Below are 13,764 nucleotides of genomic sequence, written 5' to 3'. Positions count from 1 at the left end.
GGTTAGCTCTCTTCTTTGGATTTCATATATTCATCCATGGCCAAAGCCACAGTCTTTGAGTAGGCAACCGCTTCCACCACGGTCCTTGCTCCCAGCACCACATCTCCGGAAGCGAATATGCCCGGAATGGTTGTCTGGCCGTTTTCATCTGTCATCAATAAGCCGTTCTGGCTGGCCAGTAAGCCCTTGGTGGTATTCACCAGCTTGCTTTTTGGCCCCTGGCTGATGGAGATGATGGTAGAATCCGCAAAAACCTGTTCCCGTTCCTCATCAATGCCAATCTGGTTTCCTTCCACATCATAACGGACATTCTCAAACACCGGACCTTCATCCGTAATCTCAACGATCTGTTTTCCAAACTGAAAAGCCGCTCCGTCTAGCTTTGCATAGGCTGTTTCGTGATCGCTGGCATTGCTGGATAAGCCTCTGGCATAAAGAGTCACCTTCCTGGCTCCATGACGGATCACGGTCCTTGCCACATCCATGGCAGAGTTTCCCATGCCAATGATGGCAACCGTCTCTCCCAGATCATAGGCATCAGGGTTTGCCAGATAATCGATGGCATAATGGACATTTCCCAGGGATTCCCCTTTCACTCCCAGAGTTTTCGGCCTCCAGACACCGGTTCCGATAAAGATGCTCTGATAGCCGTCACGGATTAAATCCTTGATTTCAAGGGCGGTTCCAATGGCGGTATTCGGGCGGATCTTCACTCCGATTTCCAGAAGCTTCTTTTTGTAGCGCTCTAAAATAGTCTTTGGAAGGCGGAAGTCCGGTATCCCATACTGGAGAACGCCTCCCACCTTATCCTTGGCATCAAAGATCGTCACGCTGTAGCCTTCCTTGGTCAAAAGAAAAGCGATGGTGATCCCTGCCGGACCTGCACCGATCACCGCCACCTTTTTCCCGTTTTTCGGCTTGCACTCCACCTTCATCTTGTCAAAGATGGTATCAGAAATGTAATTTTCTATGCTGCTGATATGCACCGGCTGTCCCTTTCTTCCCAGAATGCAGTGTCCCTCGCACTGCTTTTCATGATTGCACACAAGAGAACAAACCAGGGACATGGGATTGTTTTCAAATACCTTTTCTCCAGCTTTGTTTAGACCTCCTTCCTTAAATGCTTCAATCATCTGGGGAATGGGGGTATGGACGGGACACCCCTGCCTGCACAGGGGTTTTTTACAGTTTAGACATCTGTTTGCTTCATCAATTACATGAACTGCCATAATTCATCTTCCTCTCTTTTTCTATATCGTACCCTTCGGTGGGACAAAGGTACATGAAACTTCCTTTACCTATGGATTTTATCAATCGTCAATCGGATATACGCAATCCGGGACCTTGCTTGATGAGGTTAAATTTCAAGTTGCATATTGTATACAGTTTTTATTGTTTTTCACATCATAACATACTCAAAATAATAAAATCAATAGGCAGCATTTATGTACAGAAAAAAATAAATTTTGACAAAAATATATCGAATAATGGGCAGTTCATTCCTATGAAACAAAAAAGAATCCGGCAGATAAGGGCGAATGAACATGTCCAAACACCGCTATCCCGGATTCTCTGTTTTTTTAATTATTTTCCCTCGTAAGTAATCATTGCTTCCACATCATAACCTTCAAGCTTTTCTCTGCCGTTTAATCCTGCAAGTTCCATGATAAAGCAGATTTTCACCACTTCGCCCCCAAGCTCTTCAATCAGCTTTATGATGGCTCCAATGGTACCGCCTGTAGCGATCAGATCATCTATGATGACCACCTTTTGACCCGGCTTAATAGAATCCTTATGGATCTCAATGGTCGCCGTGCCATATTCCAGCTCGTAATCAGCAGACAGGACTTCCCTTGGAAGCTTTCCCTTCTTTCTCACCGGAATAAAGCTCTTATGCTCTGCATAGGCGACCGGAACGCCAAAGATGAAGCCCCTTGACTCCGGTCCCACTACTGAATCATATTCCACCCCTTTTAACATCTCCCGTATGCCATCCACTGCCAGAGAAAGCCCGTCTGGATCCTCCAGAATGGTCGTCACATCCCGGAAAATGATTCCTTCTTCTGGAAAATCCGGAATGCTTGTGACATAATCTTCTAATCTTTTCATTATCATACCTCGTATAATTTTAGTTTGCGCCCAGGTTTCGGGGAGTTCCCCCTATCCTCTTGGATGGGCACCCGTATAGGCGCGGCGCAGATCTTCTCCCTGAGTGTAGTTCATATACATCTGGGTCGTAGCCATATCGGAATGGCCAAGCATAGCTTGTACCGCATGAATATCCGCTCCGTTGCGGAGCAAATGCGCCGCAAACGAGTGGCGCAGGGTGTGAGGCGTAATGTCAGCCTTGATCCCTGCCTTATCCCCATAGAATTTAATAATCTTCCAAAATCCCTGACGGCTCATGGATTTCCCGTTGCAGTTGGTGAAAAGCCACTCAGACTCCTGATCCTTCAATAAATATCCCCTGCCGCGCTCCATATAGGCGGAAAGGGCCAGCTTGGCCACTTTTCCAAAAGGAACCATGCGCTCCTTATGTTCATCCCGGCAGGTGATATATCCAATGGATAAGTTTATGTCGGTCTTTTTTAGATGAATCAGCTCCGATACCCGGATTCCGGTTGCATAAAGCAGTTCCAGCATGGCCCGGTCCCGAAGTTCTTTGGGAGACTCGCCGCCTGGCTGGCTTAACAGGCTGTTCACCTCATCTACCGTTAATATGGTAGGCGCCTTTTTTTCCACCTTGGGCGCTTTTAACAGCTCAGCGGGATCCTTTCGGATTCTCCCTTCCTTACATTCGAAATGAAAAAATGCCTTCATGGAGGCCAGACAGCGCGAAATGGTAGTGGTAGCCTTCCCCTCTTTCTCCAGGTGCAGAATATAGGAAGTAAGACTGGTCTTTGTCACCTTGTCCACTGACCTGATTCCTTGCCGCTCTAAAAAAGAGGCCAGCTGCATCAAATCCCTCTGATATGATACCTCTGTGTTCTTTGAAGTTTTTTTTATCTCTCTTAAATAAATGATAAAATGATTAATCTCTGCTACCATCTCCATATCCCCTGACCTTTCGGCTTCAAAAATGCCTTAAAATAAGGCTTCTTCCTAACATTATATAGACTATTTTCGATAAAATCAAACACATTTTTCCCACCATCAAGACATTTTAGGGTTACTTTACATAATATGTACTAGATATTGGTAATGCATGACTTTTTTTCGCAAGATATGGGGAATTGGATCAATTATTTTTTTTCAATTCTTTCTCTATCAAAGAACCATTTTTAAGAAAAATGGGTTGATCCAGGCCTCGCAGGCGCTCCCAAGGGCGGCCAGAAAGAAAAGCAGCAAAAAAGCCGGGATCCGAAACCGCCGTCCATTTTGCAGTCCCCGCAAAAGAAGGAGGCTCCAAAGGAAAAGGTAACAAACCCCCTGGGGCATGACTGACATAAGGAACACTGGAAGCCCCATAAGCCCCTTTTGAACTGTTATGACGGAAAGGACAAATCCCATGGAAAAACCGATTCCTGCTGTCAGAAGGCAATACATTGGAACTGCATAAGCAGTCAGGCCGATAAGCCAGGCAATCCATACCTCAATCCCTCGCTGCCTTAACACCTGATAAAAAAGCTGGATCCGCTCCCCTTTGTCCAGATTCACATTTCTGTCCAAAAGGCTCATATAATATACGGCTTTCTCCATGAATGACGGGTAACAGAAATTTGCCATAAACGTACCGGCAATAAGCCCGGCAAAAAAGCAAAGGAGATAGCGGTCCTCTGCCCTTAGGTTTCGTTCCAGGGAAAGGTGCATTCCCCCTGGTCCCGGTCTTCTTCTCAATTGATATCTAAGCGTTCGAAATAAACTGGCCATTAAAAATCCCCCTGCAGGTTGAAAGACATCCTTTTTTCAACCTTATGCCTGCAAGGGGACATTTATTCTCGTAAAGGCAGCGGGCCAGGGGCAGGCCAGACTGGCCTTGGCCGGACTATTGTTTTGCGTTTTTTCCTACTTCACATCGTACTTTCTCGCATAAGCAAGGATCGCTGCAATGGTCTTCCCGTCGGTAATCTCTCCCCGGTAGATCTTCTGTTCCAGGTCAGCTACCTCCCATTCCTCCACCTCAATGTATTCGTCTTCATCCAGGTTCTGCTTCGAGGGCTCTAATTCCCTTGCAACAAAAATATCGATGGCCTCGTCACAGAAAGCTACCGTTGTGTTGACGCTGATTAAATACTCCAGCTTTTCCTTATCCGTCTTATAGCCGGTCTCTTCCTCCAGCTCCCTGTGGGCACAGTCTAGCTTTGGTTCATCGGGGCTGTCAAGGGCTCCGGCCGGGATCTCCAGGGTATAGCGGTCTAAGGCATTGCGGTACTGGCGCACCATGAGAAGCTTCCCGCTTTTCGTTACAGGGACCACAGCCGCTGCACCGTTATGATGGATGAAATCCCAGTGAGCCAGATGACCGTTGGCATCCACCGTGTCCTCGTATATTTTTAAAATATTTCCCTCATGCTTTAATTCTCTTCCAAGTCGTTTAACAGGCTTTTGTTCCATTGTCTTACCTCCATGTCCGGTATATGAACCTGCAGTTCATGATCCGCATTCAACCTTTGTGCTGACGAGGCGAACTCATCTTCGCTCTCTTTTCGTTCCTTTATAGTTTCTCACACTTTTTAAAACAGGCATCCGCCGCCTTAATAACCGCATTGCGGAATCCGAATTCTTCCAGGGCCGATACTCCCTCAATGGTAGTACCTCCCGGCGAACACACCTTATCTTTTAAGGCTCCCGGATGCTCCCCTGTCTCCAAGACCATCCTGGCACTGCCAAGGACTGTCTGGGCAGCCATCTCATAGGCAGCATCCCTTGGAAGGCCATATTTTACCGCGCCGTCTGCCAGTGCCTCGATAAACATATAAACATAAGCAGGAGAGCTTCCGCTGGCACAGACCACCGCGTTCATAAGCCGCTCTTCTACAATCCGCATCCTTCCCAGTGAACGGAAGATATCACCGATCGTCTCCTTCTCCTCCTGTGAAAAATCCTTCTCATCGTAGCAGACTCCTGTCATTCCTTCCCCAAGAAGAGCAGGGGTGTTTGGCATGGCACGGACCACCCGTGTCTTCTCTCCCAGCTTCTCTTTTAGCTGAGCCGTTGTAATGCCGGGCGCAATGGAAATGATCACATGGTCCTCTGTCACTTCCTCCCGGATATCAGACAGCACCGGGTCAAAATACTGAGGTTTTACAGCCAGTACCACGTATTTTGACAGCCCCGTACACTGGGCATTGCTTTCCCCATGGGCCACTCCCATCTCGGAACTGATCTGCGCACACCGTTCTTTATTCACATCGGTAAAAATGATGTCTTCCTTTTCGTAGGTCTTTAATAATCCCTTTAAGATTGCAAAACCCATATTTCCGATTCCGATGATTCCTATTTTCGCCATAAACTCTTCCTCCTGCTCTTGCTTTTACATCTATGAATCAGCATCATTCCAGCACCATTTCCCAAATATCACTCCTGGGAATTTTCCTTCATGATCTGTTATGATTCCCGTTTCATCAGCCAGGCAGTTGATCCGCTCATCCCCTGCCGGTTGAATCTGGAATCAAATTCCCTTATGTATATCATAAATGATTACAAGAAAATACTCAATATCAAAACTTCAACAAATCCAACGGCCCAATTTCCAGGAGATGGGGCCGGTATACCTGCCGAACGGTGGAAGTAATCACACCCGGATTCACTTATCCATCAATATTTATCATTAACATACATAACATCTGTCCGCCAAAAAAAAATATATTTTCCCTATTGACATTTTATTTTTAATCTCATATACTGTAACAAATCAAAGTGATAAACTGTTGAGCAGGAGTAAGTAAGATCTTAACATCATGCACAGAGAGCTTCCGGTTGGTGGGAGGAAGCGTTGATGTCTGGTCTGAATGGACCTGCGAGGGCGGCTTGAAACCGGTTTTATGACCGGAAGTAGGTGTCGACGGGTTTCCTATCCGTTATCAAGGGGAGGCACATGTTAGTGTGTTATAAAGCGGGAGAAGTCTATCTTCTCCAATCAGGGTGGTACCACGGAACCGTAATTATCTGGCTTTCGTCCCTCTTATCCATAGCAGTATGGAGGAGGGACGAAGGCCTTTTTTATGTTCCTCTCCGCTTGCTATAGGGTGTTTACTGGCTGCAGCAGACATGAGTACTAACTAGGAAAGGAGCGTAATAAACCATGAACATCACGCCGGACTGTAAGGAAATCGAAGCGCTTGCCGCTTCCTATCCCGTCATCCCGGTCTGCAGGGAAATTTTTGCAGACATTGTCACACCGATTACCTTACTGCGAAAGATCGCAGCAAAGAGCAACCAGTATTATCTGCTTGAAAGCATTGAGGGAGGCGAAACATGGGGACGCTATTCCTTCCTTGGCTATGACCCGGTCCTTAAAGTCACGTTAAAGGATCACGTGGTAAGGGTACATCATTACAGCCAGCCGGAGGCCGGCCAGGTGATCCGAACCAGTGAGCCCTATGATGTGCTGCGAAATATCTTAAAGGATTACCGTTCCCCAAAGCTCCCCGGACTCCCCCCCTTTACCGGAGGATTTGTAGGGTATTTTGCATACAGCATGATCGGCTATGCGGAACCGGTCCTATCCATCAAAAAGGGAACTTGCAATGACTTTGACTTAATGCTTTTTGATACGGTCATAGCCTACGACCATTTGAAGCAGAAAATCAGCCTTGTGGTCAACATGAAAACCGACCGGATCATGGAAAATTACGGGAAAGCCTGCACAAAGCTGGAAAGCATTGCAGCCATAATCGGAGAAAATATCCCGCTAAAAAAATCTGCGGTCACCAGCAGACCAAACTTCAGCTGCAACGTGACCAAAGAGGAATACTGTTCCATGGTGGAGCGGGCAAAGGATTATATTGTGGACGGGGACATTTTCCAGGTGGTGCCTTCCAGACAGTTTACAAGTGATTACCAGGACAGTCTTCTCAATGCCTACCGGGTCTTAAGGACCACCAATCCGTCTCCCTACATGGTATATCTTCACATGGAGGATACGGAAATCATCAGCACTTCCCCTGAGACCCTGGTCCGTTTAAAGAACGGACGGCTCACCACCTTTCCGGTAGCAGGTTCCAGACCCAGGGGAAGGAACGAGGAGGAAGACAATCGGCTTTCCAAAGAGCTTCTGGAAGATGAAAAGGAACTGGCAGAGCACAACATGCTGGTGGACCTTGGAAGAAATGATCTGGGTAAAATCGCGGCATTTTTCACGGTAGAGGTGACAGGCTATCAAATGATCCACCGCTATTCCAAAATCATGCACATCTGTTCCCAGGTGGAAGCAGACATTACTCCTGACCGGGATGCCTTCCATGCCATTGAGGCGGTCCTTCCGGCAGGCACCCTTTCCGGAGCTCCGAAAATCCGGGCCTGTGAGATCATAGAAGAGCTGGAAACAGAGCCAAGGGGCATTTATGGAGGGGCTCTGGGCTATATTGATTTCACCGGGAACATGGACACCTGCATCGCCATACGCATGGCGGTAAAGAGCCAGGGAAAGGTATACGTTCAGGCGGGCGGCGGCATCGTGGCCGACAGCGTTCCGGAACTGGAGTACGAAGAATCGGAAAACAAGGCGAAGGCAGTGATCCGGGCCATTGAAACCGCAGGGGAGGTAAATGACTGATGATTCTATTGATCGATAATTACGACAGCTTTTCCTACAACTTAGTCCAGATGTTTGGAGAGCTGAATCCGGATATCAGGGTCATACGAAATGACGGGATGACCACGGAAGAAATAAGGGAGCTGTCTCCCAGCCACATCATCCTCTCCCCTGGTCCCGGCTATCCAAAAGACGCAGGAGTGTGCGAGGATGTGGTGAAGAAGCTTTCAGGAACGATCCCCATTCTTGGGGTATGCCTGGGGCACCAGGGAATCTGTGAAGTATTCGGGGCAGAGATCACCCATGCAAGGAAGCTGATGCACGGAAAGCAGAGCCTTCTTGCCATCGATGTTTCTGATCCCATCTTCCACGGGCTTCCAAAACAGATCCTGGCAGCAAGGTACCACTCTCTCATTGCCGCAAAAGATTCTCTTCCTCAATGCCTGACCGTCATCGGGACTGATGATATGGAAGAAATCATGGCGGTAAAGCATAAGGAATATCCCCTTTACGGACTGCAATTCCATCCGGAATCCATCCTGACCCCAGATGGAATGACCATACTTAAGAATTTTTTATCCATTCATATAAAGGAGGCAGATTAGATGATCCAACAGGCAATCCATGATGTAATATCAGGGCAGGATTTAAGCTTTGAAGCAGCAAAAGAGGTCATGAATGAGATCATGAGCGGGGAAACCACCCCAGCCCAGATGGCAGCATTTTTAACAGGTCTTCGGATGAAGGGTGAGACCATTGACGAGATCACTGCCTGTGCCACGGTCATGCGGGAAAAGGCATTAAGGCTGGAACCGGACTTTCCGGTCATTGATATCGTGGGAACCGGCGGCGACGAGGCAGGGACCTTTAACATTTCCACAACCAGTGCGTTTGTGGTGGCCGCAGGAGGAGTTCCGGTGGCAAAGCACGGCAACCGCAGCGTTTCCAGCAAAAGCGGGGCTGCCGATGTGCTGGAGCACCTTGGCGTGAATTTAAATCTTACCGCGGAGCAGTCAGGGATCCTGTTAAAGAAAACGGGCATGTGTTTCCTCTTTGCCCAGGCATACCATTCCTCTATGAAATACGCCGGACCTGTGCGGAAAGAGCTTGGAGTGCGGACCATCTTTAATATCTTAGGCCCTCTCTCCAATCCGGCCGGAGCCACCATGCAGCTTTTAGGGGTCTATGACCGGAAGCTGGTTAACCCCCTTGCCCAGGTATTAAGCAATCTTGGAGTCAAGCGGGGACTGGTGGTCTGCGGAGATGACGGGCTTGATGAAGCCACGGTCACCGGTCCCAGCCACGTATGCGAGATCCGTTTCGGGGAGCTGACTCCCTATGAGATCACACCGGAGCAGTTTTCCTTAAACCGCAGCAGTCTTCCGGAGCTGGTGGGCGGCTCACCGGCAGAAAATGCCCGGATCACCAGGGATATTTTAAACGGAAAGCTCCGGGGGCCAAAGCGGGATATCGTTATCTTAAACTCTGCCTTAAGCCTGTACCTGGGAATCGATGACTGTACTATTTCCCAGTGCATCGAAAAAGCGGCCCATCTTATTGATTCTGGAAAAGCAGCCATGAAGCTTGAGGAATTTGTAAAGATGACCAATGAGGTGGTTTTATGATACTTGATGTCCTGGCTGCTGCCTCCAGACAACGGGTGGCGGCAGCAAAAGAAAAAATCCCTGTGAAGGCCATGGAAAAGCTGGCATTTGAAGCCCTGGAAAAAACGAGGGAAAAAGATCTTTCCTTTGAACGAAGCCTCTCCTCTCCAGGCATATCATTTATCTGTGAGATAAAGCGTGCCTCTCCTTCCAAGGGCCTCATAGCCCGCGAATTCCCCTATGTTGAGATCGCAAGGGATTACGAAACTGCAGGGGCGGATGCCATTTCCGTTCTCACGGAACCGGAATACTTTCTCGGAAGCAACGACTACCTGACAGAGATCAGCCATGAGGTAAAGATCCCTCTTCTCAGAAAAGATTTTACGGTGGACCCTTATCAGATTTACGAGGCAAAGGCCATAGGCGCCTGTGCGGTTCTCCTGATCTGTGCCCTTCTGGATACAAACGCCCTGAAAGAAGATCTAAGGCTATGCCAAAGCCTTGGTTTAAGCGCCCTGGTCGAGGCTCATGACGAAGAGGAGATCCACTCCGCTCTTTCAGCGGGAGCCAGGATCATCGGAGTAAATAACCGGAATTTAAAAACCTTTGAGGTGGATTTTAATAATTCTCTCCGCTTAAGGAGCTTAGTCCCCTCTGATGTGCTTTTCGTGGCAGAAAGCGGAATCAAAACAGAAACAGACATCAGACTCCTGTCAGAAGCCGGGGTAAGTGCCGTTCTGATCGGTGAAAGACTGATGCGTTCCCCTGACAAAAAGGAAATCATAAACGGTTTTAAGAGGGCGGCGCAATGAATTCAGGAAAAAAGATAAAAATATGCGGGCTGACCCGGAGGGAGGATATTCTGGCAGTGAACACCTGGAAACCGGATTATGCAGGCTTTGTATTCGCCCCTGGAAAGCGCCGTCTTACAGTGCCGAAGGCACAGGAACTTAGAGAGCTGCTGCTGCCGGAGATACCTGCAGCAGGCGTTTTCGTAAACAGCCCCATAGACCATATCCTGTCCCTTACCGGGAAGGGGATCATTGACCTTATCCAGCTTCACGGTGATGAGGACCGGGATTATATGATGGAATTAAAAGGCTGCCTGGCCCCCGGCTTTCCTGTCATAAAAGCCATACGGGTCCGGCAGGCAGAGGATATGAAAGAGGCAGAAAACCTTCCTGCGGATTTCCTGCTTTTTGATACTTATGCCAAAGGACTTTACGGCGGCAGCGGGGAGGCCTTTGACTGGTCCATGATACCGGACATAAAAAGGCCCTGGTTCCTGGCAGGAGGCATAGACTCCTCAAACGTTAAGCAGGCCATGAAAACAAAGGCCTTTTGCCTGGATCTGAGCAGTTCCGTGGAAACAGAGGGCAAAAAAGACCCGCAAAAAATAAAAGAGATCATACAAATAGTAAGGAGTGAACAGCCATGTCAAAAGGAAAATTTGGACAGCACGGCGGACAATTTGTCCCCGAAACACTGATGAATGCAGTGAATGAACTGGAAGAAGCTTATGAGAAGTACAGCCATGACCAGGAGTTTTTAGCAGAGCTTTCAGACCTCCATAAAAAATATACCGGAAGGCCCTCTCTGCTCTACTATGCGGCGCGGATGACAGAGGATTTAGGCGGCGCGAAGATTTATTTAAAGAGGGAGGACCTAAACCACACCGGCTCCCATAAGATCAACAATGCTCTGGGCCAGGTCCTTCTTGCAAAGAAGATGGGAAAGACCCGGGTCATCGCTGAAACAGGGGCCGGGCAGCATGGCGTTGCTACCGCTACCGCCGCCGCTCTCATGGGAATGGAATGCGAAGTTTTCATGGGCAAGGAGGATACGGACCGTCAGGCCTTAAATGTTTTCCGCATGGAGCTTTTGGGCACAAAGGTCCACGCTGTCACCAGCGGCACCCAGACCTTAAAGGATGCGGTCAATGAGACCATGAGGGAATGGACCAACCGGGTGGCGGACACCCATTATGTCTTAGGCTCTGTCATGGGCCCTCACCCATTTCCCACCATTGTCAGGGATTTTCAGAGCATCATCGGAAAAGAGGTCCGCTCTCAGCTTATGGAAGCTGAGGGTAAGCTTCCTGATATGGTGATCGCCTGTGTGGGAGGCGGAAGCAATGCCATGGGAATCTTCCATGAATTTGTAAACGAGGCTTCCGTAAAGCTGGTGGGCTGCGAGGCCGCTGGGCACGGCATTGAAACAGGAAAGCATGCGGCTACGATTTCCACCGGCTCTCTTGGAATCTTCCACGGCATGAAGTCCTATTTCTGCCAGGATGAATACGGCCAGATCGCCCCTGTTTTCTCCATTTCCGCAGGACTTGACTATCCAGGCATCGGGCCGGAGCACGCAGCCCTTCACGACTCAGGAAGAGCCAGCTACGTCTCCATTACGGATCAGGAGTCCGTGGAAGCCTTCGAATACTTATCCCGTCTGGAAGGGATCATTCCTGCAATAGAAAGCGCCCATGCCGTCGCCTATGCCAGAAAGATCGCTCCTTCCATGGGAAAAGATGAGGTCATTGTCATTAATTTATCAGGGCGGGGCGACAAGGATGTGGCAGCCATTGCCCGTTACAAGGGGGTTGAAATCTATGAGTAGAATAAGCGAAGTATTTTCCAGAGGAAAGGCATTTATCCCATTTATTACGGCAGGAGATCCCGACCTTGCCACCACCGAAGAGCTGGTTCCTGCCATGGCCGAGGCCGGAGCGGATTTGATCGAGCTTGGAATCCCCTTTTCTGACCCGATCGCAGAGGGGATCGTGATCCAGGAAGCCGATATGCGGGCTTTGGCGTCAGGAACTACCACGGATAAGCTTTTTGAAACCGTAAAACGGATACGCAAAAAAACCGATGTTCCTCTGGCTTTTATGACTTATATCAATCCGGTTTTCGTGTATGGAAGCGAACGGTTTTTAAAGAATGCGGCTGATTGCGGCATTGACGCCCTGATCGTACCGGATATGCCTTTTGAAGAGAGGGAGGAACTGCTGCCCTACTGCAAAAAATACGGGGTCGAACTGATTTCCCTCATCGCCCCCACTTCCAGGGAACGGATACGGACCATTGCAGCTGGATCGGAAGGATTTATCTACTGCGTTTCCTCCATGGGCGTGACCGGGGTGAGATCGGAAATCAATACCAACATTGGCGAAATGATTTCCTTTGTAAAGGAGGCAAACGATATTCCCTGCGCCATCGGCTTTGGGATCTCCACCCAGGAGCAGGCAAGGGAGATGAGCAAACATGCGGACGGCGTCATTGTGGGCAGCGCCATTGTAAAAATTGCCGCAAATTATGGAAAAGACTGTGTAGGGCCTGTCTGCGACTACGTAAGGAAAATGAAATCCGCCATCTCCGGCTGACGGCCGGTAAGGGATATTTCCCTTGACAAGCTGGAGGGGGAATGCTACACTAGTGCCACAAGAGGGAGCTCGTAGGCGGGCTGAGAGGAAGTAATCAACTTCGACCTTTATAACCTGATTTGGGTAATGCCAATGTAGGGATTCATATGGGATGATTGAATATTTCCGAGCCTATACCTGTTGGTATGGGCTCTTTTTCTTGTTCTTTATCAAAAAGCCCTTACAATCCCCACCTTTGCGAGAAAAAGGAGGAACGAACATGAATTACACCACACAAATGGATGCTGCAAGAAAAGGCATTCTGACAAAGGAACTGACGACAGTGGCGGAACACGAACAATGGGAGCCGGAAAAGCTGCGGGAACTGGTAGCGGAAGGAAAAGTCGCCATTCCGGCAAATAAGAATCACAGCTGCTTAAAGCCCAGCGGGATCGGCTCCATGCTGAGAACAAAGATCAATGTGAATCTGGGAACATCCAGGGATTTGAATGACCTGGACATGGAGCTTCTGAAAGTAAAGGACGCAGTTCTCATGGGGGCAGAGTCCATTATGGATTTAAGCTCCTTTGGAGATACCCGGAAATTCCGCAGGAAGCTGACGGGAGAATGTCCGGCTATGATTGGTACGGTTCCTATTTACGATGCTGTGGTTTATTATCACAAACCTCTTCGGGAAATCACCGCCGAGGAATGGATACAGATCGTGGAAATGCACGCGGAAGACGGGGTGGATTTCATGACCATTCACGTTGGGATCAACAAGCAGACCGCCAAAAGATTCAAGGAAGCAAAGCGGCTGACTAACATTGTTTCAAGAGGAGGGTCTATTATCTTTGCCTGGATGGAGATGACCGGGGAGGAGAATCCCTTTTATGAGCATTATGACCGCATACTGGAAATCTGCCAGAAACATGACGTGACCTTAAGCCTTGGAGATGCCTGCCGGCCGGGGTGCATAGAAGATGCGTCAGATATTTCCCAGGTGGAGGAATTGGTGACCCTTGGAGAGCTGACGAGAAGGGCCTGGGAAAAGAATGTACAGATCATTATTGAAGGCCCCGGCCACATGCCCCTGGATC

The 13,764-nt window shown here is 48.8% G+C and carries 15 protein-coding genes, 1 riboswitch and 1 other annotated feature; of the genes, 9 read left to right on the top strand and 6 right to left on the bottom strand.

The window, feature by feature from the left end; all coding sequences use genetic code 11:
- Window positions 1-2: 2 nt before the first annotated feature.
- The 6 genes from RT269_RS13470 to proC form a co-directional block, all read right to left on the bottom strand.
- A complete protein-coding gene (locus RT269_RS13470; RefSeq protein ID WP_313183325.1) occupies window positions 3-1,229 on the bottom strand; it encodes an NAD(P)-dependent oxidoreductase in 1,227 nt (408 codons plus the stop codon).
- Window positions 1,230-1,584: 355 nt separating this feature from the next.
- A complete protein-coding gene (locus RT269_RS13465; protein ID WP_313183324.1) occupies window positions 1,585-2,109 on the bottom strand; it encodes an adenine phosphoribosyltransferase in 525 nt (174 codons plus the stop codon).
- Window positions 2,110-2,160: 51 nt separating this feature from the next.
- The gene (locus tag RT269_RS13460) at window positions 2,161-3,048 is read right to left on the bottom strand and encodes a site-specific tyrosine recombinase (RefSeq protein ID WP_313183323.1); all 888 of its coding nucleotides are present in this window, start codon (window positions 3,046-3,048) and stop codon (window positions 2,161-2,163) included.
- 219 nt (window positions 3,049-3,267) lie between these two features.
- Window positions 3,268-3,870 (bottom strand): stage II sporulation protein M, encoded by a 603-nt coding sequence (locus tag RT269_RS13455; RefSeq protein ID WP_313183321.1) that lies wholly within the window; start codon window positions 3,868-3,870, stop codon window positions 3,268-3,270.
- A gap of 135 nt (window positions 3,871-4,005) precedes the next feature.
- Entirely contained in the window at window positions 4,006-4,554 is a 549-nt protein-coding gene (locus tag RT269_RS13450) for an NUDIX hydrolase (protein ID WP_313183319.1), read from the bottom strand.
- Window positions 4,555-4,654: 100 nt separating this feature from the next.
- Complete coding sequence (gene proC, locus RT269_RS13445; RefSeq protein ID WP_313183317.1) at window positions 4,655-5,449, bottom strand: pyrroline-5-carboxylate reductase; 795 nt, start codon at window positions 5,447-5,449, stop codon at window positions 4,655-4,657.
- 90 nt (window positions 5,450-5,539) lie between these two features.
- On the opposite strand from proC, the gene RT269_RS13440 reads away from it, so the two are divergent.
- The 9 genes from RT269_RS13440 to RT269_RS13400 form a co-directional block, all read left to right on the top strand.
- Window positions 5,540-5,734, top strand: coding sequence for a hypothetical protein (locus RT269_RS13440; protein WP_313183315.1), 195 nt, complete (start codon window positions 5,540-5,542; stop codon window positions 5,732-5,734).
- 127 nt (window positions 5,735-5,861) lie between these two features.
- Window positions 5,862-6,126, top strand: a binding site (T-box leader).
- Between the two features lie 118 nt (window positions 6,127-6,244).
- Window positions 6,245-7,717 carry an anthranilate synthase component I family protein gene (locus tag RT269_RS13435; protein WP_313183314.1) on the top strand — a complete coding sequence of 491 codons (1,473 nt, stop codon included), beginning with the start codon at window positions 6,245-6,247 and terminating at the stop codon, window positions 7,715-7,717.
- Complete coding sequence (locus tag RT269_RS13430) at window positions 7,717-8,301, top strand: anthranilate synthase component II (RefSeq protein WP_313183312.1); 585 nt, start codon at window positions 7,717-7,719, stop codon at window positions 8,299-8,301. Before RT269_RS13435 ends, RT269_RS13430 begins: the two co-directional genes overlap by 1 nt.
- Window positions 8,302-9,321 carry an anthranilate phosphoribosyltransferase gene (gene trpD, locus RT269_RS13425; RefSeq protein WP_313183310.1) on the top strand — a complete coding sequence of 340 codons (1,020 nt, stop codon included), beginning with the start codon at window positions 8,302-8,304 and terminating at the stop codon, window positions 9,319-9,321.
- Window positions 9,318-10,112, top strand: coding sequence for an indole-3-glycerol phosphate synthase TrpC (trpC, locus tag RT269_RS13420; RefSeq protein ID WP_313183308.1), 795 nt, complete (start codon window positions 9,318-9,320; stop codon window positions 10,110-10,112). The genes trpD and trpC overlap by 4 nt, the downstream gene beginning before the upstream one ends.
- Window positions 10,109-10,789 carry a phosphoribosylanthranilate isomerase gene (locus RT269_RS13415; RefSeq protein ID WP_313183306.1) on the top strand — a complete coding sequence of 227 codons (681 nt, stop codon included), beginning with the start codon at window positions 10,109-10,111 and terminating at the stop codon, window positions 10,787-10,789. The genes trpC and RT269_RS13415 overlap by 4 nt, the downstream gene beginning before the upstream one ends.
- Window positions 10,735-11,919 carry a tryptophan synthase subunit beta gene (trpB, locus tag RT269_RS13410; protein WP_313183304.1) on the top strand — a complete coding sequence of 395 codons (1,185 nt, stop codon included), beginning with the start codon at window positions 10,735-10,737 and terminating at the stop codon, window positions 11,917-11,919. The genes RT269_RS13415 and trpB overlap by 55 nt, the downstream gene beginning before the upstream one ends.
- Window positions 11,912-12,685, top strand: coding sequence for a tryptophan synthase subunit alpha (gene trpA, locus RT269_RS13405; protein ID WP_313183303.1), 774 nt, complete (start codon window positions 11,912-11,914; stop codon window positions 12,683-12,685). The genes trpB and trpA overlap by 8 nt, the downstream gene beginning before the upstream one ends.
- 51 nt (window positions 12,686-12,736) lie before the next feature.
- A riboswitch (TPP riboswitch) is annotated at window positions 12,737-12,843 on the top strand.
- Between the two features lie 101 nt (window positions 12,844-12,944).
- Window positions 12,945-13,764 (top strand): phosphomethylpyrimidine synthase ThiC (locus RT269_RS13400; protein ID WP_313183301.1); only part of this gene is annotated, 820 nt, incomplete at its 3' end.

Origin of the sequence: Lacrimispora sp., assembly GCF_032078915.1 — a bacterium.
In the GTDB taxonomy this organism is placed as follows: Bacteria; Bacillota; Clostridia; order Lachnospirales; family Lachnospiraceae; genus Lacrimispora.
This window is presented reverse-complemented; position numbering and strand designations above follow the sequence as displayed.

Excerpts from the sequence above, each read along its gene's own strand:
- trpC (WP_313183308.1), top strand. The coding sequence starts at position 9,318 with ATGATACTTGATGTCCTGGCTGCTGCCTCCAGACAACGGGTGGCGGCA.
- RT269_RS13440 (WP_313183315.1), top strand. The coding sequence starts at position 5,540 with ATGATCTGTTATGATTCCCGTTTCATCAGCCAGGCAGTTGATCCGCTC.
- RT269_RS13470 (WP_313183325.1), bottom strand. The coding sequence starts at position 1,229 with ATGGCAGTTCATGTAATTGATGAAGCAAACAGATGTCTAAACTGTAAA.
- proC (WP_313183317.1), bottom strand. The coding sequence starts at position 5,449 with ATGGCGAAAATAGGAATCATCGGAATCGGAAATATGGGTTTTGCAATC.
- trpA (WP_313183303.1), top strand. The coding sequence starts at position 11,912 with ATGAGTAGAATAAGCGAAGTATTTTCCAGAGGAAAGGCATTTATCCCA.
- trpD (WP_313183310.1), top strand. The coding sequence starts at position 8,302 with ATGATCCAACAGGCAATCCATGATGTAATATCAGGGCAGGATTTAAGC.
- RT269_RS13460 (WP_313183323.1), bottom strand. The coding sequence starts at position 3,048 with ATGGTAGCAGAGATTAATCATTTTATCATTTATTTAAGAGAGATAAAA.
- RT269_RS13415 (WP_313183306.1), top strand. The coding sequence starts at position 10,109 with ATGAATTCAGGAAAAAAGATAAAAATATGCGGGCTGACCCGGAGGGAG.
- trpB (WP_313183304.1), top strand. The coding sequence starts at position 10,735 with ATGTCAAAAGGAAAATTTGGACAGCACGGCGGACAATTTGTCCCCGAA.
- RT269_RS13450 (WP_313183319.1), bottom strand. The coding sequence starts at position 4,554 with ATGGAACAAAAGCCTGTTAAACGACTTGGAAGAGAATTAAAGCATGAG.
- RT269_RS13465 (WP_313183324.1), bottom strand. The coding sequence starts at position 2,109 with ATGAAAAGATTAGAAGATTATGTCACAAGCATTCCGGATTTTCCAGAA.
- RT269_RS13430 (WP_313183312.1), top strand. The coding sequence starts at position 7,717 with ATGATTCTATTGATCGATAATTACGACAGCTTTTCCTACAACTTAGTC.
- RT269_RS13435 (WP_313183314.1), top strand. The coding sequence starts at position 6,245 with ATGAACATCACGCCGGACTGTAAGGAAATCGAAGCGCTTGCCGCTTCC.
- RT269_RS13455 (WP_313183321.1), bottom strand. The coding sequence starts at position 3,870 with ATGGCCAGTTTATTTCGAACGCTTAGATATCAATTGAGAAGAAGACCG.